We start from the raw sequence: 19,609 nt of genomic DNA, 5'->3' as shown, positions 1-19,609 counted from the left end.
GGGTGGCATCGACCCCCACTGCTTGCACACCGTGCAAGAATGCATGACGTGCAAGAAACCCCGGGGCTGCGCGAGGCGAAGAAGACGGCCACCCGCCGCCAGCTGCGGGCCGCCGCAACCTCTCTCGCCCTCGAGCACGGCCTCGACGGCGTCACCGTGGAGCAGGTCTGCGCCGCCGCCGGCGTCTCGCTGCGCACCTTCTTCAACTACTTCGAGTCCAAGGAGGCGGCCCTCCTCGGCGACGACCCGTCCACCGGCAGCCCGGAAGCACGCGCCGCCTTCCTGGCCGGCGGCCCGACCGGTGACCTGCTCAGCGACCTGCTGCTGCTGCTCGACCCGACCGAGCTGATCGAGCAGCAGGGCCGGGAGAGCCTGCTGCAGGCGATGCAGCTCGCCCAGCAGGAGCCCCGGCTGCTGGCCGGCCACATCGCCCGGGAGATCGCCCACGAGGCGGAGATCGCCGCCCTGGTGGCCGCCCGCCGCGGCCTGCCCGAGCCCGACCTCGGATGCACCGCGCTGGCCACCACCGCGCAGGCACTGCTCCGCCTGGCCGGTCGCAGCTGGATCGACGCCGAGGACGGCTCACCCCTGCGCCACCACATCGACCGGACCCGGGCCGCCTACGTCGCCGCGCTCGCGCCCCGTCCACCCGTCACGCCCTGACCCTCACGAGGAGCCCCGTGTCCACCGCGACCCCCGCGCCCACCGGCGCGCCGCCGATCGTCCTGACCCGACGGCGGATCAACCTCGTCTTCTCCGCGCTCGTCGCCGGCATGCTGGTCTCCAGCCTGGACCAGACGATCATCTCCACGGCGATGCCGACGATCGTGGGCGACCTCGGCGGCGTCTCCCAGATGGCCTGGGTGACCACCGCCTACCTGCTGGCGAGCACCCTGGTCATGCCGGTCTACGGCAAGTTCGGCGACCTGTTCGGACGGCGCACGCTGTTCCTGGTCGCGCTCGGGCTGTTCACCGTGGCCAGCGTCGGCGCAGCGCTCTCCCCCAGCTTCGGCGCGTTCGTCTTCTGGCGCGGGGTCCAGGGCCTCGGCGGCGGCGGCATGATGATCCTGTCCCAGGCGATCATCGCCGACATCGTCCCGGCCCGGGAACGCGGCAAGTACATGGGGCCACTCGGTGCTGTCTTCGGTCTCTCGGCGGTGGCCGGGCCACTGGTCGGCGGGTTCTTCACCGACCACCCCAGCCTGGGCTGGCAGTGGTGCTTCTGGATCAACGTGCCGATCTGCCTGGCCGCGCTCGTCGTCGCCTGGTTCGCCCTCGCTCTGCCGCGCAAGCGGAACACCGAGCCGGTCGACGTGCTCGGCGTGGTCACCCTGTCGACGGCCACCGCGTCGCTGATCTTCTTCACCGACCTCGGTGGCAGCGACGGCTGGACCGACCCGCGGACGCTGGGGCTGATGGCGCTGTTCGTCGCCGCCGCCGTCGCGTTCGTCCGGGTCGAGCTGCGCGCCGCCCAGCCGATCATCCCGATGTCACTGTTCCGCAGCCGTAGCTTCGTGGTGGCCACAGCCCTGGGCGGAGCCGTCGGGCTGGGGATGTTCTCCGCGGTGGCCTTCGTGCCGACCTTCCTGCAGATGGCCTCGGGCACCTCGGCGGCGAACTCGGGCCTGCTGATGCTGCCGATGATGGGCGGCCTGTTCCTCACCGCCATCGGCTCGGGCATCGCGATCACCCGCACCGGCCGCTACAAGGTGTTCCCGGTGATCGGGGTGGCGACCGTCGCCGCGGCGATGGCGTGGATGACCACGCTCAGTGGCCAGACGCCGGTGTGGGTGGTCGGCATGCAGCTGTTCGTCATGGGGCTCGGCCTGGGCCTGATCATGCAGATCGTGGTGCTGGTCGCGCAGAACGCGGTCTCGGCCCGCGACATCGGCTCGGCGACGGCGACCAACAACTACTTCCGCGAGGTCGGCGCCACCCTCGGCGTGGCGGTGTTCGGCACGATCTTCACCAGCCGGCTGGCCGAGAACCTCGGTGGCGCCCTGGCCGCGAACGCCCAGGAGGCCGCGGCGGCCGGGATCGTCTCCCCCGACACGCTCGTGCCCTCCGCGGTGCAGGCCGCCGGTGAGCCGCTGCGCGAGGCGATCGTCGCCGCCTACGCGGACTCGCTGGCGCCGGTGTTCGGCTACCTGCTCCCCGCGTTCGGCATCGCCTTGGTGCTGGCGCTGCTGATCAAGGAGATCCCGCTCTCGGACGTGGCCGGGATGGTGGCCCGCGGTGAGGCGGTCACCGACGAGGCGGATCTGCCCGCGCCGGCACCTACCGCGGACGGCCGCGCCCCAGACGTGGTGGTCGCCGAGTCGGCGCCCGACCCGGGCGGTCAGGCGCCGGCGGCCCACTCGTAGCGGCAGTCGCGGCAGCGCAGCCGCGACCACCAACCCGGGTCGTCGCCGGCGTCCGGCACCTCCTCGGGGTCGTGCGCCCCGCAGCCGGGGCAGCTCCGCCGGGCGCTCACCGCGCGCCCACCCCGGCGGGCGGGTGCAGCAGCACCAGCTCCCGGCCGGTGGCCGACATCGCGTCCTGCAGCGAGCGGAGGGCGTGCAGGCCGTCGTCGTCGACGTCCTGCACCCCCTCCAGATCCAGGGTCACCCGCCGGTGACCGCGACCCTGGAGCACCAGCACGGCGCCGCGCATGAGGTCGGCGCCCTGCACGCTGAGCCGGCCGCCGGCCCGGATCGCCCCGGCCTGGGCGTCGACGAACTGCAGGTAGGCGGTCTCCGGCTCGTGCACCGGCCGGATCACGCGGCGACCCGGGAGCGGCGCGGCTCGACGTGCAGCACGTGCTGCAGTCCGGTGCGGCGCAGGACGTCCTGGGTGCGCCGGTCGGCGCCGCGCAGCACCACGGCACCTCCGCGGGCCCGGCAGATGCGGTGCGCCCACAGGAAGCTGGCCAGCGCCGGGCTGGCCAGGTGCGGCACCTCGGTGAGGTCGACGACGATCCGCCGCGCACCGCCGAGGAGCGCCTGGTGCAGCAGCCAGCGCACATCGGCCAGCCCGTCGCAGACGTCCTTCTCGCAGAGGTGGACCAACCGCTCGTCTCCGGCGCGCTCGTCCGGTCGGGCGGACGTCTGCCGGGCTGCGGTGCTGGTGGTCATCCGGTCCTCCTCGGGCCGCCGCGGGCTCGGTGCGGTCAGAGCTCAGCCTGCCTGCGGAGGGTGACGATCGCCCCATCCGTTCGTTTGCGATCCGATGACGACCCCACTGCGGGGGCGCTGCCCGCCGGGCGCGTGGCAGCATGTCCCGCGTGCCGCCGCGTCTCCTCGTCGTCGAGGACGACGACCACATCCGCACCGCGCTCCGCTGGGCCCTGGAGGACGAGGGCTACCTGGTCGAGGAGGCCGTCGACGGCGAGGACGCGGTCCGCCGTGTCGCCGTCGCCGTCCCCGACCTCATGCTCGTCGACCTCATGCTCGGGGCGATGGACGGCTTCGCGGTGATCCGCGAGGTCCGGCGGGAGCACGACCTGCCGATCATCGTGGTCAGCGCCCGCGCCGACACCCACGACATCGTGGCCGCGCTGGAGGCCGGCGCCGACGACTACGTGACCAAGCCCTTCCAGCTCAAGGAGGTCACCGCCCGGCTGCGCGCCCTGCGCCGCCGGGTGTCCAGCGCTGCACCCCGGCCGGGCGCGGCGGAGGCCACCACTGCCGAGGTGGTGCTGGACTCCTACGCGGCGGCGCCGCTGGTGCTGCGCCAGGAGCGCGGCACGGTGCACCGGGGCGAGGAGCAACTGGCCCTCACCCTGACCGAGTTCCGGCTGCTCTGCGAGCTGGCGGCGGTGCCGGGCCGGGTGCTCAGCCGCCAGGACCTGCTCAGCCGGGTCTGGGAGCACGGCTTCTTCGGCGACGAGCGGATCGTCGACGTCCACGTACGGCGGCTGCGCACCAAGATCGAGCTGGACCCGGGGAACCCCCAGGTCGTCGTCACCGTGCGCGGGCTGGGGTACCGGCTGGACGTGCAGTGAGTCTGGACGTGCAGTGAGGTGGGCGCAGCGCCCGCGGGGCCTGCGCGCCCGGATCGTGCTGGGGTTCGCCGCGGGCACGTTGCTGGTCTCCGCCGTCCTGGTGGTCACCACCTTCGTGCTGGCCCGCAACTACCTGCTCGACCAGCGGGAGCGCTCCGCCGTCCGGCAGGCCCTCACCGACGCCAGCCTGCTGCGCAGCCGGCTGTCCACCGCCGGTACGGAGGTCGGTGACGTGCTCGGCGACCTGGTGCCCTCCGGCGGTGCCGACGTGGTCGTGCGCAGCGGCGGCGCCTGGTACTCCTCCAGCCTGGAGGTCGGCGCGCGCGACGTCCCGGCGGCGCTGCAGGAGCAGGTGGCCGACGGTGAACCGGCCACCGCCCGCACCCGCTCGCAGGTCGGCCCGCGGCTCATCGTGGGCGCCGCGCTGCCCGGCACCGACGTGGAGTTCTACGAGGTGTCCACCCTCACCGAGCTGGAGCTCTCGCTGCGCACCCTCGGGGCGGTGCTGGCCGCCGGCGCGGGGGCCGCCACCCTTGCCGGCGCGGCGTTCGGCAGCTGGGCCAGCCGCCGGGCGGTGCAGCCGCTGGAGCAGGTGGCCGGCGCGGCCACCGCGATCGCCGGGGGCGACCTGACCACCCGGCTGCCGCCCACCGACGACCCCGACCTGGTCGCGATCGTGGGGAGCTTCAACAGCATGGTCGACGCGCTCTCCGCCCGGATCGACCGGGACGCCCGCTTCGTCGGCGACGTCAGCCACGAGCTGCGCAGCCCGCTGACCAGCCTGGTGACCACCGTGGAGGTGCTGGCCGGCCGGCGCGACGACCTCACCCCGCGCGGACGGGAGGCGTTGGCGCTGGTGCAGTCGGAGCTGGACCGGTTCCGCCGCACGCTCGACGACCTGCTCGAGCTGGCCAAGCTGGACAACGCGCGGGACACCCCCGGCGACGCGTCGTCCGGGGCGGCCCCGCCCGTGGTCAGCGTCACGGCGCTGGTGCGCGAGGTGCTCGAGCGCACCGGCCATCCGGTCGACCTGCTCACGACCGCCGACGACGACCTGAGCACGACGGTGCTGGCCCGCAAGCTCCCGCTGGAGCGGGCCGTGCGGAACCTGGTGGAGAACGCCGAGCGGCACGCGGGCGGGATCAGCGCGGTGCAGGTGCAGCGCCTCGGGGCCTCCGTCGTGCTGCACGTCGACGACGCCGGGCCGGGCGTGGCCGCCGAGGACCGGGAACGGGTCTTCGAGCGCTTCGCCCGCGGCCCCCGCGCCGCCCGCGGGTCCCTGCCCGGAGCCGGGCTGGGGCTGGCGATCGTCGCCGAGACCGCCACCTACCTGGGGGGCGCCGCCTGGTGCGCACCCAGCCCCGCCGGTGGGGCCCGGTTCAGCATCGCGCTGCCGGCGGCGTCGTCGTGAGGGCGCAGGACAGGAGGGCGCAGGACAGGAGGGCGCCGCGCCGGAGGGTGCCGGCACCGCTCACCGCCGTCGCCATCGCGGTGCCCCTCGCGCTGACCTCCTGCGGGGTGCCGACCGGCGGGCCGCCGGAGGCGATCCCGAGCTCCCAGGTGCCCTCGGCCCTCGCGTCCCCCAGCACGCCGCCGTCGTCGGCCGTGCCGGCGCAGCCCGGCGTCGAGCAGCCGCAGGTCTACCTCGTGGCCCCGTCGGACGTGCTGGTCCCCCGGCCGCGCGAGGTCCCCGACGGCGGGACCGCCGACCGGCTGGCCGACCTGCTCGGCGACCTCACCGAGGGGCCGACCCGGGCGGAGCGCGACGACCAGCTGTCCACCGCGCTGCCGCCGGGTACCGAGCTGTCGCTGGCCGACCTCTCCGGGTCGACGGCGACGATCGCGTTCGAGGACGACGCCGATGCGCCGTCGGGGCGGGACAGCCGGCGCACCGTCGCGCAGATCGTGCTGACCGCGACCAGCCTGGCCGAGGTGGACGCGGTGCTGCTGAGCCGCAACGGGCTCCCGGTCGAAGCACCGCTGCCCTCCGGTGCGCTGACCTCTGCGCCCCTGACCGCGGACGACTACGCCCCGCTGCTCACCGCTCCACCATCATGAGCGGACGCTCCGCCGAGGGCGCGTCGACCTCGGACACCGGGGCGGCACGCGGCAGGCCGCGCTGCTCGCGGTGCGCGTAGAGGACGTCGCGCGGCGGGAGGACGTGCCCCTCCGGGCACTGCAGGGTGCCCACCTCGCCGACGTAGACCGGCGACGGCCGTTCGGCGACGGCGAAGCGCCCGGCCTGCTCGACGAGCCGGCTGTCGCATCGGGGGCAGTGCAGGTTGTGCACGCTCTGTACCCAGACGGAGACCATGCGTCCACCCTGAGCGGTGGGGCGGCGTCCGGGAAGCCCCACGTCGCGCATGTGGCGATCCGTCACCCGATCGCAAAGGTGGATCCCCGGCCGGACGGGGTAGCGCAGCCGGGATCCCCGCGGCCGGCGTCCGCCGGCCGTACCGCTCCGGACACCAGGAGGACCGCATGACCGTCGCCGCGCAGATGCTGGACACCTACCCGAAGGACCTCGGCGGGATCGACCGGGAGAAGCTGCTCGCCTGCATCGAGGCCTGTGTCGAGTGCGCCCAGGCCTGCACCGCCTGCGCCGACGCCTGTCTCAGCGAGGACATGGTCGCCGAGCTGACCACCTGCATCCGCACGAACGCCGACTGCGCCGACGTCTGCGAGACGACCGGCCGGGTGCTCTCCCGGCACACCGGCTACGACGCCAACCTGACCCGCGCCGTGCTGGAGGCCTGCGCCGCCGCCTGCCGGGCCTGCGGCGACGAGTGCGCGCGGCACGCCGAGATGCACGAGCACTGCCGGGTCTGCGCCGAGTCCTGCCGCCGCTGCGAGCAGGCCTGCCGCGACCTGATCGCCTCGCTCGGCTGACTCCTCCGCACGGAGCTACGGTGTGGCGGTGATCACCGTCTGCGGGGAGCTGGTCGTGGACCTGATCCCGGCCGCTCCGTCCGCGCCGGCCGGGGTCGGGGACACCGCCGCACCGGGCACCCGGCCCTCCGCTCCTCCTCCGCCGCGGTACACCGCCTTCCCCGGCGGCAACGCGCTGAACGTCGCGGTGGCCGCCGCCCGGCTCGGCGCTCCGACCCACCTGATGGCGCGGGTGGGCGCCGGGCCCTTCGGGGAGCTGCTGCGCGACCACGCCGCGCGCAACGGAGTGGCCACCGACGCGATGCTCCCCGCCGAGGAGCCGGTCAGCCTGGCGGTGGTCGCGCTGGCCGAGGACGGGTCGGGCAGCTACTCGTTCCACACCCGGGGCGCGGCCGACTGGCAGTGGACCGCCGAGGAGCTGGCCCGGGTCTGGCCGGCCGGCACCCGGATCGTGCACGTGGGGTCGATCTCCAGCTGGACGCCGCCCGGGTCCGACGCCATCGCCGGGCTGGTCGCCCGGGTGCGGGCCGACGGGAGGGCGCTGGTCAGCTTCGACCCCAACGTCCGGCCCACCCTGACCGACGACGCGGACGCCGTCCGCGCGCGGGTCACCGGCCTGCGGCGGACGGCGGACGTGGTCAAGGTCAGCGCCGAGGACCTGGCGTGGCTGGAGCCCGGCGCCGACCTGGACGAGGCCACCACCCGCTGGGCGGCCGAAGGGCCGGCGCTGGTGCTGGTCACCGACGGCGGGCGGCCGCTGCGGGCCGCCCGGCCCGGCGGCCCGCTGCTGCGCCGGGAGGTGCCGCGCGTGCCGGTGGCCGACACCGTGGGCGCCGGGGACAGCCTCGCCGCCGGGTTGTTCGCCGGCCTGGTGCGCACCGGCGTGCTCGACCGGGCGGCGCTGCTCGACCTCCCCGAGCCCGACCTCGTCGCGCTGCTGGACGACGCGGCACTGGTCGCCGCGCTCGCCTGCACCCGGCCGGGCGCCGACCCGCCGACGCTCGCCGAGCTCGAGGCCGCCCGCCGCTGACCGGGCGGCACCGGCCGGTCACGCGATCGTCCGGCCCCCCACCTGGAGGCTGCCGACCCGCAGCTCGCCGAACTCCGCCCGGCGGACGCTCAACCGGCCGATCCGCAGCAGCCCGATCGCCAGCGCCCCCACCGCCAGGCCACCGGCGGCGAACGAGCCGACGGCGAGCGCGCCCACCGCCCAGCTCCCCACCGCGAGCCCACCGGTCGCCGTGGCCCCGGACGCCACCCGGCGGACGGCGACGTCCCCGACCACCACGTCCCCCACCTGCTGCGCGCAGCACCGCTCCTCCTGGTGGTCCATCTCTGGCTCCTCTCGCTTCGCTCGCCGCGGGCGCGGCCGCCCGGCGGGTTGGTGCAGCCGATCGTGCCTGCTGGACACCCGCCGTGGTCCCCCGAGCGCAGCCATCCGGCCCTGGCGGGGACCACCGCCCTGCACGAGCATGGGAGCTCCGCGAGGGAGGGAGCCGCCGTGCAGGCCAGGGACCTGATGACCCGGGACGTGGTCACCGTGACGCCGGAGGCGTCGGCGAAGCAGGCCGCGGAGATCATGGCCCGGCACGGGTACGCGGCGCTCCCGGTCGTGGACGAGGGGGGCGCCGTCGTCGGCATCGTGGCCGAGGCCGACGTGCTGCGCAGCCGCCTGCCGCAGGACCCGCGGCTGCACATGGTCCGCGAACCGGAGCACGCCCCGCCGCCGCTGCTGGTCCAGGGGGTCATGACCTCCCCGGTGGTGAGCGTGCCGGCCACGGCGGACGTCGCCGACGTGGCCCGGCTCTTCGTCGACCGCCGGCTGCGCAGCGCCCCGGTCGTGGACGGCGAGCGGCTGGTCGGCATCCTCAGCCGACGCGACCTGCTGCGCACGCTGGTGCGGTCCGACGACGAGATCGCCGGCGACGTGCAGCGGCTGGTCGAGGCCTACACCGGGGAGGGCGACGGCTGGTCGGTGGCGGCCGCCGACGGGGTCGTCACCGTGCGCCGACCCGGGCGGCGCCGTCCGGCGACCGGCGACGGGACGGGTGGTCCCGAGGTGCTGGACCGGGCGCTGTCCACCCTGGCCCGGACGGTCCCGGGGGTCATCGCCGTCGTCGTCGACCTGGACGACGCCCCCGCCGACGCGGGCCCCGGCCGGGACTCCGGCGCCCGGTCGGCCCCGTCCCGCCCCGGAGGGCGCTAGGGCATCCCGATCGGGGACCTTCGCCCCGAGGTGGCGCGTCTCCTCCACCACCGCCGGCTGACGGGGCAGGCGCAGCGGCGCGCTGCGCTCGCTCACCGCCCGCGAGCACCGGGTGTTCCCCGACCGGCTCGGCCCCACGCGGCCCGGCCTGGCCGCGCTCACCCGTGTCCCCCGTCCGCGGCGACGGCTGACCGGGGCCGGCGAACGACGTGTTCTCCGCCGACCCCGACCCCGACCGGGAGCTGGAGGTGCTGCGGGCATCCGAGCGCCTGCGGCTGCTGGCCACCCGCGACCTGGGCCGCATCGCGTTCACCGACGGCGCGCTGCCGGTGCTGCAGCCGGTCACCTACCTGCTCTCCGGGCAGGAGCTCATCGTGCCGGTGAGCTCCGGGAGCGACCTGGCCGCGGCCGCCGGGGCCGTCGGCTGCGCGCCGCGCCCGAACCCCGGGCTGCTCTCCCCGCGGGAGCAGTGCCAATCTGGGCGTGATGAGCAGCCGCGCGCCCCGCACCGACGCCACCGATCCCGCGCCGGCGGCCCCCTCGCCGCTGGCCGGCATGCGGCTGACCGAGCTGCTCGGTGAGGTGCAGGAGCGGCTCGCCGCCGTCGCCCGCTCGCAGGAGCGGGTGCAGGACCTGCTCGACGCCTTCCTCAGCGTCTCCAGCGGCCTGGACCTGGACGCCACCCTCCGCCAGATCGTCGAGGCAGCCACCGGGCTGGTCGACGCGCGGTACGGCGCGCTGGGGGTGCTGCGGCCCAGCGGTGGGCTCGGCGCGTTCATCACCGTCGGCATCGACGAGGAGCTGGCGGCCCGGATGGGGCACCTCCCCGAGGGCAAGGGCGTGCTCGGGCAGCTGATCACCGATCCGCGGCCGCTGCGCATCACCGATCTGAGCACCCATCCGGCCTCGGTGGGCATGCCGCCGCACCACCCGCCGATGCGCAGCTTCCTCGGCGTCCCGGTGCTGATCCGGGGCGAGGTGTTCGGCAACCTCTACATGACCGAGAAGCGCGACGGCGCCTTCACCGCCGAAGACGAGGCGGTGCTCACCGCGCTCGCCGGCGCCGCCGGCATCGCGATCGACAACGCCCGGCTCTACGCCGAGGGCGAGGTCCGCCGGCGCTGGCTGACCGCCGTCGCCGACGTCCGCGCCGCACTGCTCGGCGGCCTCTCCCCCGAGGCGTCCTTCCAGCTGGTGGTCGACCGGGTCGCCGAGCTCACCGCCGCCGACGGCGCCTGGCTGGTCCGCGCCGCCGACGGCGCCGACCACCTCGAGGTACAGGCCCAGCGCGGTGAGGACCTCCACGACCTGACCGGCAGAGGCCTGACGCCGGCCGACAGCCCGGTCCTGGCCGCGGTCGCGCAGGCCGACGGCGTGGTCACCCTCGACGTCTCGGGGCTCGACCCCGCCGGGCCGGCCGCGCAGCCGTGGGGCCCGGTCATCGCCGTGCCGCTGCGCGGGGTCGACAGCCAGACCGCGGTGCTGATCGCCTGCCGCCGCGGTGGGCGCGATCCCTTCGACCCGACCCTGGGCCCGCTGATCAGCTCCTTCGCCGACCAGGTGGCCCTCGCCCTGGACATGGCGGTCCGCCAGCAGGTGGCCCGCCAGCTCGACGTCTACGAGGACCGCGACCGGATCGCCCGGGACCTGCACGACCACGTGATCCAGCGGCTGTTCGCCGCCGGGCTCAGCCTGCAGGCGGCCACCGGCCGGGTCCGCGACCCCGGCGTGCAGCAGCGCCTGCGCGGGGTGATCGACCAGCTGGACGAGACGGTCCGCGACATCCGGACCACGATCTTCGACCTGCACACCACCGATGTCGCCGAGCACGCCGACAGCCTCCGCCGGCGGGTGCTGGACATCGTCACCGAGGGCACCGGCGACGGCCTGCACCCGACGGTGCGGATGTCCGGTGCGGTCGACAACCTGGTCACCGGTGAGCTGGCGGTCGACGTCGAGGCCGTGGTGCGGGAGGGCGTCAGCAACGCCGCCCAGCACTCCGGCGCCCGGCACGTGACCGTGACGCTCGACGTGGCCGACGAGGTGGTCCTCGAGGTGCTCGACGACGGGCGGGGCATCGACCCCACCGTGGCCCGCAGCGGCCTGCGCAACATGCAGGAGCGGGCCCGCCGGTGGGGCGGGGACAGCGACGTGGCGGCGCTGCCCGAGGGCGGCACCCGGCTGCGCTGGTGCGCGCCGCTGCCGGTCCCCGGCCACGGCTGACCGGCGGCGGGCCCGGCCGGTCCAGATCAGGACCCAGGACCCGAGCGGCGGTCCACGGGCGCGGGCACAGTGGGACGGCAGACGATCGTGCGCAGCACGATCAGGATCCCCGTGCAGGAGGAAGCCCGTGCCGACCCAGGTGACCGACCGTGTGCTCGAGGTGCTCGCCGACGCGGAGTGCCGACGGCTGCTGGCGACCGCCGCCATCGGGCGGATCGCCTACACCGAGGGCGCCCTGCCGGCGATCCAGCCGGTCTCCTTCGCCGTCGTGGGGGCCGAGATCGTGATCCCCACCCGCCGCGGCAGCAAGGTGGCCGCCGCGAGCCGCGGTGCGGTCGTCGCCTTCGAGGTCGACGAGCACGACCGGACCGACCGCACCGGGTGGAACGTGACCGTGGTGGGTGCCTTCCGGCTGATCAGCGATCCCGCGGAGGTGGCGGCGCTGGACGCGGCCGGCGCCCGGGCCTGGGCGCCGGCCGACGACCCCTGCTACGTGGCGATCGGCACGACTCTGCTCCGCGGCCGGCGCATCTCGCTGGGGGCCGCGGTCCCGGCGGCCACCGCCCCCCTCGCCGGCGCCTGACCGGCACCGGACGAGGGGCGGGGGGATCAGCGCGGCTGCGCCGATCCCGGGGTGCCGCGCAGCTCGGTGGCGAGGATGGCCGCCTGGGTGCGCCGCTCCAGGCCGAGCTTGGCCAGTAGGTGGGACACGTAGTTCTTCACGGTCTTCTCGGCCAGGAACATCCGCTCGCCGATCTGCCGGTTGGTGAGCCCCTCGCCGATGAGCTCCAGCACGGTGCGTTCCTGGTCGCTGAGCTTGGCCAGCGGGCCGCTCGGCTCGGCGGCCCGGCGCATGCGCTCCATCACGGCCGCGGCGGCGGTGGGGTCCAGCAGCGACCCGCCCCCGGCCACGGTGCGCACCCCGGAGACCAGGTCCTGGCCGAGGATCTGCTTCAGCAGGTAGCCCGATGCGCCCGCCATGATCGCCTCGAAGAGCGCCTCGTCGTCGCTGTAGCTGGTCAGCATGACGACCTTGAGGCCGGGCATCGTGGAGCGCAGCTCGCGGCAGACGCTGACCCCGTCACCGTCCGGCAGCCGCACGTCGAGCACCGCGACGTCGGGGCGGAGCGCGGGCACCCGGGCGAGCGCCTCCGCAGCGTTCTTCGCCTCCCCCACGACGGTGATCCCGGGGTCGGTCTCCAGCACGTCGGCGACGCCGCGCCGGACGATCTCGTGGTCGTCGAGCAGGAACACCCGCACCGGGGTGGTCGCCGCGTCCGTGGTCACCAGCTGCCTGCCTCTCCCGCTCCGGTGTCTCCGAGCGTGCGACCTCCCACGCTAGGGGCTGTCGACCGCACGGGACACGGGCCCAAGGTCCCGAGCGGCGCCGGACCGGGTGGACCGGCCCCTTCGTCCCTCGCCGGGTTCCGCCGAGGGCGGCGCCGCTGACCGGCTCCGCGGGAACGCGACCGGCCCCCGTCCACCTGGGGTGGACGGGGGCCGGCTGCGTGCGGTGGGCTCTCAGGCCCGCGCGGTCACTTCCGGACGTCGATGGTGACCGAGGTGGTCGCGGTCACCGGCGCCCCGAAGGAGTCGGTCATCGACAGGGTGCAGTCGAACGACGCCGTCCCGACCTGCGTGGGGTTGCCGCGCAGGGTGAAGTTGGCGTTCTGGCCGGCTGGGTAGTCGCGGTTGCCGACCTGCCGGGCCGACCCGGGGGCCAGCTGCAGCGTCATCGGCGACCCGGCGGTCTGGGTGCAGGAGTACTGGAAGCTGTCGCCCAGCAGCACGCCCTTGCCCTTGTTGCCGAACTGCACGACCAGCTGGACGGTCTGCTTGACGTTCGCCCGCACGACCGGCCCGTTGTTGATCTGCTGGTAGAGCCGCGTGGTGGTGGCCGGTGGGGTGACCACCACGTCGAAGGATCCCGGCGTGGCCACGTTCCCGGTCGCGTCGGCGGCGGTGCAGGTGACCGTCGTGCTGCCGATCGGGAACAGCGCGCCCGAGGGCGTGTCGCAGGTCGGCACGATCGCGCCGTCCCGGGTGTCCCCGGTGACCGGTGGGGTGTAGGTCACCGTCGCGCCGTCGACGCCCGTGGAGGTGGCCAGCACCGGGTCCTTGGCGGCGATCCGCGGCGGCGAGACGTCCGCCGGACGGGCCGGCAGCCGGCTCGGGTCGACGATGCCCCAGTAGGCCGGGGTGACCTGCAGGTCGTCGTCGAACGGGGTCGGCTGCTCCCAGGGGCGGGCCGCCGGCCAGGTGCGCAGCCAGCTCCGGGCGTTGCTGATGCCCCACACGGTCACCGACTCGATCGACCCGGAGTACTCGCGGAACACCGAGAACAGGTCACGCCAGTAGTAGCCCAGCTCGGCGGCCGCGTCGGCGTCGTCGGCGTAGGCCGGCGCGTGCTGCGGCACCGTGCCGTTGCTGACGTCGGCGCCGTTGTTCTCCTTGGAGTCGCTCACGTCGAGCTCGGTGATCGCCTGCAGCAGCGGGCGGCCGGTCTCGGCGCTGAGCCGTTCCACACCGGCGAGGGAGTCGCCCACCCACTGCACCGGGCGGGCGAAGTCCACGTGCACCTGGTGGCCGACGCCGTCGATCGGCACGCCGCGCTCGATGAGGCTGCGGACCAGCTCGAGGTAGTCGGCCCGCTTCTCCGGCATCTCGGTGTTGTAGTCGTTGATGAACAGTGCGGCGTCCGGGAAGTACCGGTCCGCGAGCCGGAACGCCTCGTCGACGAACTGCTCGCCGAGCACCTGGAACCAGCGGCTGTCCCGCATGTCGTGCGGGTTGGCGTTGGCGCCGTCGTTGATGACCTCGTTGACCACGTCCCAGGCCCAGACGGGTGAGTCGCCGTCGGGGTACCGGGCGTCGATGTGGTCGGCGATCCCCTTGATGTGCGCCTCCAGCCGGGCCCGCAGCAGGGCCTGGTCGGCGGGGCTGCTGGTCAGGTCGCGGTCGCCGTCCTTGAAGAACCAGGCCGGGGTCTGCGAGTGCCAGGCGAGCACGTGGCCGTAGACGTCGACGTCGTTGGCGTCGGCGAAGTCCAGCAGCCGGTCGAGGTTGGTGAAGTCGAAGTTCCCCTCGGTGGGCTGCACGACCTCGGGCTTGCCGTCGTTCTCCGGCGTGATGGCGCCGTAGTGCTTGGTCACCAGCTGGGCGGCCCGGCCCACGGTCTCCCGGGAGTCGATGGCCACGCCGACGTGCTCGAAGCCCTGGTCGCTGAGCACGTCCTGCAGCGCCGGGACGTCCTGGATCGGCGTCTCGGCGAACGGGGCGACGGTGACGTCGTCGATCAGGAAGCTCGTGTTCGCGTCGCCCTCGACGTACAGCTGCGCCGAGTCGATCGGCGCCCCGAGGGTGTAGGTGCCACGCAGCCGGGTCCATTCGGCATCGGTGACGACCGCGCTGGCGCCGCCGATGTTCTCGTAGTTGGTCTGCGTGCCGCGGTTGCGCTGGATCGAGGCGCGCAGCGACGCCGAGCCCTCGCCGGGCGCCAGCTTGGCCCAGACGGTCACCTGCACGGTCTGGCCGACGGCCAGGTTGCGGGTGACGTCGACGGCCGGGCCCTGCCAGTTCTGCAGCCGGTTGGTGGCCAGCAGGCTGGCCGACCCGCTGTGGGCGTCGGAGGTCGTGCGCTCGACCCGGGCGTCACCGCGCGGGCCCCAGCCCTGCAGCCCGTCCTCGAAGTCGGTGGCCAGCGGGGCCAGCGTGCCCGGCTCCTGCGGCGCGGCCGCCTCGCCGGCGATGGTCACGTCGTCGACGAAGAAGGCCTGGGTGGCGTCGGGGCTCTCGAAGTACGGCTCGAGCTGGCTGACGGCGCCGGCGAACTCGTAGGTGCCGCTGACCTTCGTCCAGCTGCTGTCGGAGACCGCGACCTGGAAGGCCACGGAGTCGTAGGCGGCGCTGCCCCCGGTCGGCGTCCGGGCGATGCTCAGCGTCACCAGGTCCTCGCCGGAGCCCGCGGGCAGCTTGACCCAGCCCTCGATGGTGTAGCTCCCGGCCGGCATGAACGACCGGGCGTCCAGGCCCGGGCCGTGCCAGGCGTCGCCGCGGCCGGTGACCGCCAGGCTCGCCTCGCCCGTACGGGCCTCCTCGGTGCTGACCGCCACCTGGGCGGCGCCGCGGCCGAACCAGCCGTCGGTGCCGGTCTCGAAGCCGGTGGTGTGCACCGTGGTCGGTGCGGCGGTGGCCGCGGGCGCGGCGACCACGCCGGCCCCCGCCACCAGGCCGAGCATCGCTGCTCCGCCAACCAGACGTCGTTGTCTCATGTGCTCGTGTTCTCCTCGGGATGGATCGCGCAGCCACTGTGCTTCCGGATGGATCCCGGGCGGTTATCGAAACTTTCCGGTACCGCGCCGACCGAAGTGAAGCTCACCACTTCGGGGGAAGTCAATGGATCGGGGACGACGAATCTCCGGCGAACGCCGCGTGTCCGCGGCGCGGCGAGCTCATGGCGCCGGTGACCCGCACCCGCCACCACCCCCGCACCCGACCACCACCCCCGCACGCGACGGAGCCCGGCCCCGCGACGCGGGACCGGGCTCGGTGTCGGGAGGCGCGACGGGTGCGCCGCCGACGTCAGGCGGGCTGGAGCACCTTGTTCTCGAAGAGCGCCAGCGCCGCCGCGGTGTTCGACGCCGCCACGAAGTAGGTGTCGTGCACCCGCGTGACGTCGTCGTTCAGCGCACCGCGCATGATCAGCCACATGATCATCTCGATGCCCTCGGAGCCGGCGAGCCGCACGTAGTCCTCGCGGGACAGCGCCGCCAGCTTCTCCGGGTCCGTCTGGATCTCCTCCAGGAACTGCCGGTCGAAGTCGGAGTTGATGAACCCCGCCCGCGCACCGGCCAGCTGGTGGGACATGCCACCGGTGCCCAGCACCCCGACCGTGACGTCCTCGGGGAAGCTCCGGATCGCCCGGCCCAGCGCCTTCCCCAGCGCGTAGCAGCGCGCGGCGGTCGGCTGCGGGTACTGGATGACGTTGACCAGCAGCGGCACGACCGGGCACGGCCACGCCTCCCCCGGGTCCGGCGTCCACACCGACAGCGGCACGGTCAGGCCGTGGTCGACCTCCAGCTCCTGGAAGACGGTGAGGTCGAAGCCCTCGTCGACCAGGTTCTCCAGCAGGTGCAGGGAGAGGTCGGGGTGGCCGACCACCTCGGGCACCGGCCGCTGGCCGAAGCCCTCGTCGGCGACCGGGTAGCGCTCGGCGGTGCCGATGCCGAAGGTCGGCACGATGTCCAGGTCGATGCCGTTGGCGTGGTCGTTGTAGATCACGATCGCCACGTCGGGCTTGTGCTCGGCCAGCCACTCACGGGCCGGCTGGTAGCCGTCGAACAGCGGCTTCCAGTTGTCGTCCTGGGTCTTGTCCCGGTCCATCGCCGCGCCGATGGACGGCACGTGCGAGGTCGCCAGCCCCCAGATCACCTCGGCCATCAGGACCGCCCTCCCGCGGCGAGCGCCGCCTTGAACTCGTCCTCGGTCATCCCGGTGAACACACCGCCGAGGTACTGCATGGAACGCCCGTCCATCATGGCGAGCTTGTAGACGTAGAAGATGCTCCCGCCGAGGTCGATCATCGCCTGCCAGTCCCGCTCGGTGACCGCGCGCGTTTGCTCGGGGGTGAGCCCGAACTCCGCGCAGTAGGCCGGCTCGTCGGACAGGAAGCGGTCCCGGGCCTCCTTCGTGCGCAGGCTCATGAACAGCTTGTTCATCTTCAACCCGCGCCGACTGGTGGCGCCGTCGAAGATCGGCGTGCCCGGCACGTCGATCTTCGGCCGCGGTGGTGCGCTGGACTGTTCGGTGGTCATGAGGGCCTCCTCGCCCGTCGGCCGTGCTCCCTGCTGGTGTCCGTGCCGGTGCCGTTCACGTGCGCTCCTGCGGGTGGGTGGCCAGCGCCTCGACGTGCACGTCGAGCCAGGGGGCCATCGGCAGCGACATCAGTGCGTCGTGCAGCTCGGCCGGGTCGGCCGCCTCGTAGAGGCCGACGGTGGCGTTGCGACCGGGCACCCGCCACAGCCGCTTGAGCACGCCCGCCTCGCGCAGCTCGACCGCGCGCGCCCGCTCACCGGCGCGCAGCTCCGCCCGCCGCTCGGGCGGGAAGTCGGCGGGCAACCGGTTCTCCGACCGGACCAGGAACTCCATCTGCAGGTCTCCTCCCCGCTCAGGCCAGCTCGTGCAGCACGTCGGCCAGCGCCTTCGGCGCGGTCACCATCGCCTCGTGCCCGGTCTCCAGCTCGTGCACCGGCCAGCCGCGCTCCCGTGCCCGGTCGGCCTGCGACTGGAACACCCGCATCCAGCTGACGCACTCGATGAACGCGGCCGGCACCCCGTCGGCGGCACCGGAGAGCCGCAGCGGGTCGGTGTAGGTCTTCCACGGGTGCGCGGTCAGCCGCGGGGTCAGCCAGTCGACGTCGGCCTGCTCGGTCACCCCGAGCACCGACAGCTTCCGCACCGGGACCAGCCAGCCGAAGCCCTGCTCGGCCGCCGACTCCGCCCAGTGGTGGGCCACCGTCTCCGGCTGCAGCGAGACCGCGGTCTCCCCGTCCGACCCCACGAAGGCGTCCAGGAACACCCGCCGGCGGATGCGCTCGGGCACCCGGTCGGCGACCATGCTGATCACGTGGCCGGCGTAGCTGTGCCCGACGAGCACGACGTCGCGCAGGTCCAGCAGCTCGATCAGCCGGACGACGTCCTCGGTGTGGGTGTCCAGCCCGACCTGGGGCGAGAGCAGGTGCGCCCGCTCGGAGAGCCCGGTGAGCGTGGGGGCGTGCACCTCGTGACCGGCGGCGCGCAGCAGCGGCGCGACCCGGTCCCAGCACCAGCCGCCGTGCCAGGCGCCGTGCACGAGGACGAAGGTGCTCATGCCCGTTCCTCCAGCTCGCTCGCGGGGACGTAGGTGACGCCCAGGGCGGCCAGCTTCTCGCGCATGCCGTAGACGTCGAGGCCGAGCACCCCGGCCTGGAACTGCTCGCGCTTGGCCTGCTCGTTCGCCTCCCGCGCGGTGGCCGCCTCGGCCACCGCGGGCGCCTCGGCGCGCGGGACGACGAGCACGCCGTCGTCGTCGGCGACGATCACGTCACCGGGGCGCACCAGGGCGCCGGCGGCGACGACCGGCACGTTCACCGATCCGGGCGTGGCCTTGACCGTGCCCTGCGCGGAGACCGCCCGCGACCACACCGGGAAGCCCATCGCGGTCAGGTCGGCGACGTCCCGGACACCGGCGTCGATCACCAGGCCGAGCACCCCGCGGGTGGCCAGCTGGGTGGCGAACAGCTCGCCGAACATGCCGTCGGTCGACGGCGAGGTCGTGGTCACCACCAGCACGTCACCGGGGCCGCACTGCTCGATGCTGGCGTGGATCATCAGGTTGTCGCCGGGCTGGCTGAGCACCGTGACGGCGCGGCCGGCGATCCGGGCGCCGGGGTAGATCGGGCGCAGCACCGGGTGGGTGAGGCCGCGCCGGCCCATCGCCTCGTGCGCGGTGGCCACCCCGGCCTTCGCCAGCACCGCGACGGCGTCGGCGTGCGGGCGCGGGGTGTCGGTGACGATCACGTGCCGGCTCACCACAGCTGGTCCCCCACCGTCGGGAAGGTGCGCTGGAAGGCCTCGGCCTGGGTGACGCCCTTCGGGGCGCCGTTGCGCCGGGCCTGCACGCCGCGCCGGGTGCCGAGCTGGGTGTAGTACTCGACCAGGTGCCCCTGCCCGCCGCCCATGCACTGCATCGCCTTGCTCTTGAGCTCGAACACCGGGGTGATGTCCAGCAGCAGCTCGGGGACGAACCCGCAGACCTCGGGCTGGTGCGGCTCGAACTGCAACACCTGCGCGGCGCCCAGCGGCGTCGCACCCGGGTCGTGCCCGTGCGCCTGGGCGACCATCCGGGTGAGCAGCGTCGTCTCGTGCGCCAGGTTGTGGTCGCGGTTGTACGGGTCGTTGGCCACGTGGGTGAGGAGCACGTCGGGCAGCCGCTCGCGCATCACCCCGACGATCCGGTCCTGCGCGGCCTCGTCGACCCGCAGCGGGTAGTCGCCCAGGTCGAGGAAGTCGATGCTGGCACCGAGCAGCCCCGCGGCCTCGGTGGCCTCGGCCCGCCGGGCGTCCTTGACCCCCTGGAGGGTCATCCCCTCCTTGGCCCAGAGCCCCTGCGACTCACCGCGCTCGCCGAAGCTCAGGCAGAGCACGTGCACCGACGCACCACGCTGGGCCGAGAGGGCGATGGCTCCCCCCGCCCGCCAGACGAAGTCGGCCGAGTGGGCGCTGATCACCAGCACGGACGGGTTGTCGGGCATCGGGTGCGCGCGCTCCTC

The 19,609-nt window shown here is 74.4% G+C and carries 24 protein-coding genes; 11 read left to right on the top strand and 13 right to left on the bottom strand.

Annotation, left to right across the window (positions count from 1 at the left end):
• Positions 1-48 precede the first annotated feature (48 nt).
• Complete coding sequence (locus tag ACI79Y_RS09130; RefSeq protein WP_457158170.1) at positions 49-663, top strand: TetR family transcriptional regulator; 615 nt, start codon at positions 49-51, stop codon at positions 661-663.
• A gap of 17 nt (positions 664-680) precedes the next feature.
• On the top strand, positions 681-2,363 hold the full coding sequence (locus ACI79Y_RS09125; RefSeq protein WP_457158169.1) for an MDR family MFS transporter: 1,683 nt from the start codon (positions 681-683) through the stop codon (positions 2,361-2,363).
• Here the strand turns inward: ACI79Y_RS09125 and ACI79Y_RS09120 are convergent.
• From ACI79Y_RS09120 to ACI79Y_RS09110, 3 genes are read right to left on the bottom strand one after another with little or no spacing between them, the layout of a single operon-like run.
• A complete protein-coding gene (locus ACI79Y_RS09120) occupies positions 2,339-2,473 on the bottom strand; it encodes a hypothetical protein (protein ID WP_457158168.1) in 135 nt (44 codons plus the stop codon). The genes ACI79Y_RS09125 and ACI79Y_RS09120 overlap by 25 nt on opposite strands.
• Positions 2,470-2,760, bottom strand: a complete 291-nt coding sequence (locus tag ACI79Y_RS09115; RefSeq protein WP_457158167.1) for an STAS domain-containing protein — start codon at positions 2,758-2,760, stop codon at positions 2,470-2,472. Before ACI79Y_RS09115 ends, ACI79Y_RS09120 begins: the two co-directional genes overlap by 4 nt.
• A complete protein-coding gene (locus tag ACI79Y_RS09110; protein WP_457158166.1) occupies positions 2,757-3,113 on the bottom strand; it encodes an STAS domain-containing protein in 357 nt (118 codons plus the stop codon). Before ACI79Y_RS09110 ends, ACI79Y_RS09115 begins: the two co-directional genes overlap by 4 nt.
• Positions 3,114-3,253: 140 nt before the next feature.
• Here ACI79Y_RS09110 and ACI79Y_RS09105 point away from each other — a divergent pair, with 140 nt between their 5' ends.
• From ACI79Y_RS09105 to ACI79Y_RS09095, 3 genes are read left to right on the top strand one after another with little or no spacing between them, the layout of a single operon-like run.
• A complete protein-coding gene (locus ACI79Y_RS09105; RefSeq protein ID WP_457158165.1) occupies positions 3,254-3,982 on the top strand; it encodes a response regulator in 729 nt (242 codons plus the stop codon).
• Between the two features lie 13 nt (positions 3,983-3,995).
• Entirely contained in the window at positions 3,996-5,393 is a 1,398-nt protein-coding gene (locus ACI79Y_RS09100) for a HAMP domain-containing sensor histidine kinase (RefSeq protein ID WP_457158164.1), read from the top strand.
• Positions 5,394-5,440: 47 nt separating this feature from the next.
• A complete protein-coding gene (locus ACI79Y_RS09095) occupies positions 5,441-6,040 on the top strand; it encodes a GerMN domain-containing protein (protein ID WP_457158163.1) in 600 nt (199 codons plus the stop codon).
• On the opposite strand, the gene ACI79Y_RS09090 is transcribed toward ACI79Y_RS09095, so the two are convergent.
• Entirely contained in the window at positions 6,021-6,296 is a 276-nt protein-coding gene (locus ACI79Y_RS09090) for a hypothetical protein (protein WP_457158162.1), read from the bottom strand. The two genes, ACI79Y_RS09095 and ACI79Y_RS09090, sit on opposite strands and share 20 nt — an antisense overlap.
• Positions 6,297-6,463: 167 nt before the next feature.
• Here ACI79Y_RS09090 and ACI79Y_RS09085 point away from each other — a divergent pair, with 167 nt between their 5' ends.
• On the top strand, positions 6,464-6,871 hold the full coding sequence (locus tag ACI79Y_RS09085; RefSeq protein ID WP_457158161.1) for a four-helix bundle copper-binding protein: 408 nt from the start codon (positions 6,464-6,466) through the stop codon (positions 6,869-6,871).
• Positions 6,872-6,899: 28 nt separating this feature from the next.
• Positions 6,900-7,901 carry a PfkB family carbohydrate kinase gene (locus tag ACI79Y_RS09080; RefSeq protein ID WP_457158160.1) on the top strand — a complete coding sequence of 334 codons (1,002 nt, stop codon included), beginning with the start codon at positions 6,900-6,902 and terminating at the stop codon, positions 7,899-7,901.
• An 18-nt stretch (positions 7,902-7,919) separates the two neighbouring features.
• On the opposite strand, the gene ACI79Y_RS09075 is transcribed toward ACI79Y_RS09080, so the two are convergent.
• Positions 7,920-8,204, bottom strand: coding sequence for a hypothetical protein (locus ACI79Y_RS09075; protein ID WP_457158159.1), 285 nt, complete (start codon positions 8,202-8,204; stop codon positions 7,920-7,922).
• A gap of 168 nt (positions 8,205-8,372) precedes the next feature.
• Between ACI79Y_RS09075 and ACI79Y_RS09070 the strand changes: the two genes are divergently transcribed.
• The 4 genes from ACI79Y_RS09070 to ACI79Y_RS09055 all read left to right on the top strand — a co-directional run bounded on the left by ACI79Y_RS09070 (position 8,373) and on the right by ACI79Y_RS09055 (position 11,883).
• Positions 8,373-9,077 (top strand): CBS domain-containing protein, encoded by a 705-nt coding sequence (locus ACI79Y_RS09070; RefSeq protein ID WP_457158158.1) that lies wholly within the window; start codon positions 8,373-8,375, stop codon positions 9,075-9,077.
• A gap of 209 nt (positions 9,078-9,286) precedes the next feature.
• Positions 9,287-9,658, top strand: a complete 372-nt coding sequence (locus ACI79Y_RS09065; protein ID WP_457158157.1) for a pyridoxamine 5'-phosphate oxidase family protein — start codon at positions 9,287-9,289, stop codon at positions 9,656-9,658.
• Complete coding sequence (locus ACI79Y_RS09060) at positions 9,564-11,300, top strand: GAF domain-containing protein (protein ID WP_457158156.1); 1,737 nt, start codon at positions 9,564-9,566, stop codon at positions 11,298-11,300. Before ACI79Y_RS09065 ends, ACI79Y_RS09060 begins: the two co-directional genes overlap by 95 nt.
• Positions 11,301-11,427: 127 nt before the next feature.
• Positions 11,428-11,883: a pyridoxamine 5'-phosphate oxidase family protein gene (locus ACI79Y_RS09055; RefSeq protein ID WP_457158155.1), complete on the top strand. Its 456-nt coding sequence runs from the start codon at positions 11,428-11,430 to the stop codon at positions 11,881-11,883.
• 26 nt (positions 11,884-11,909) lie between these two features.
• Here ACI79Y_RS09055 and ACI79Y_RS09050 read toward each other — a convergent pair whose 3' ends face one another.
• From ACI79Y_RS09050 to ACI79Y_RS09015, 8 genes are all read right to left on the bottom strand, one after another.
• Positions 11,910-12,587, bottom strand: coding sequence for a response regulator (locus ACI79Y_RS09050; RefSeq protein WP_457158154.1), 678 nt, complete (start codon positions 12,585-12,587; stop codon positions 11,910-11,912).
• Positions 12,588-12,835: 248 nt separating this feature from the next.
• Positions 12,836-15,571: an endo-1,4-beta-xylanase gene (locus ACI79Y_RS09045; RefSeq protein ID WP_457158153.1), complete on the bottom strand. Its 2,736-nt coding sequence runs from the start codon at positions 15,569-15,571 to the stop codon at positions 12,836-12,838.
• A 310-nt stretch (positions 15,572-15,881) separates the two neighbouring features.
• Positions 15,882-16,739, bottom strand: coding sequence for a class III extradiol dioxygenase subunit beta (locus ACI79Y_RS09040; RefSeq protein ID WP_457158152.1), 858 nt, complete (start codon positions 16,737-16,739; stop codon positions 15,882-15,884).
• Positions 16,739-17,113 (bottom strand): protocatechuate 4,5-dioxygenase subunit alpha, encoded by a 375-nt coding sequence (gene ligA / locus ACI79Y_RS09035; RefSeq protein WP_457158151.1) that lies wholly within the window; start codon positions 17,111-17,113, stop codon positions 16,739-16,741. The genes ACI79Y_RS09040 and ligA overlap by 1 nt, the downstream gene beginning before the upstream one ends.
• Positions 17,114-17,168: 55 nt before the next feature.
• Positions 17,169-17,447, bottom strand: a complete 279-nt coding sequence (locus ACI79Y_RS09030) for a muconolactone Delta-isomerase family protein (RefSeq protein ID WP_153361195.1) — start codon at positions 17,445-17,447, stop codon at positions 17,169-17,171.
• A 19-nt stretch (positions 17,448-17,466) separates the two neighbouring features.
• The gene (locus ACI79Y_RS09025; RefSeq protein WP_457158150.1) at positions 17,467-18,168 is read right to left on the bottom strand and encodes an alpha/beta fold hydrolase; all 702 of its coding nucleotides are present in this window, start codon (positions 18,166-18,168) and stop codon (positions 17,467-17,469) included.
• Positions 18,165-18,869 carry a 4-carboxy-4-hydroxy-2-oxoadipate aldolase/oxaloacetate decarboxylase gene (locus ACI79Y_RS09020; RefSeq protein WP_457158149.1) on the bottom strand — a complete coding sequence of 235 codons (705 nt, stop codon included), beginning with the start codon at positions 18,867-18,869 and terminating at the stop codon, positions 18,165-18,167. The genes ACI79Y_RS09025 and ACI79Y_RS09020 overlap by 4 nt, the downstream gene beginning before the upstream one ends.
• Positions 18,866-19,591: a PIG-L deacetylase family protein gene (locus ACI79Y_RS09015; RefSeq protein WP_457138534.1), complete on the bottom strand. Its 726-nt coding sequence runs from the start codon at positions 19,589-19,591 to the stop codon at positions 18,866-18,868. Before ACI79Y_RS09015 ends, ACI79Y_RS09020 begins: the two co-directional genes overlap by 4 nt.
• Positions 19,592-19,609: the final 18 nt, after the last annotated feature.

The sequence above is a fragment of the Modestobacter sp. SYSU DS0875 genome, assembly GCF_054050915.1.
Note: the sequence above shows the minus strand (reverse complement) of the source record. Positions and strands in the feature narration are given on the sequence as shown.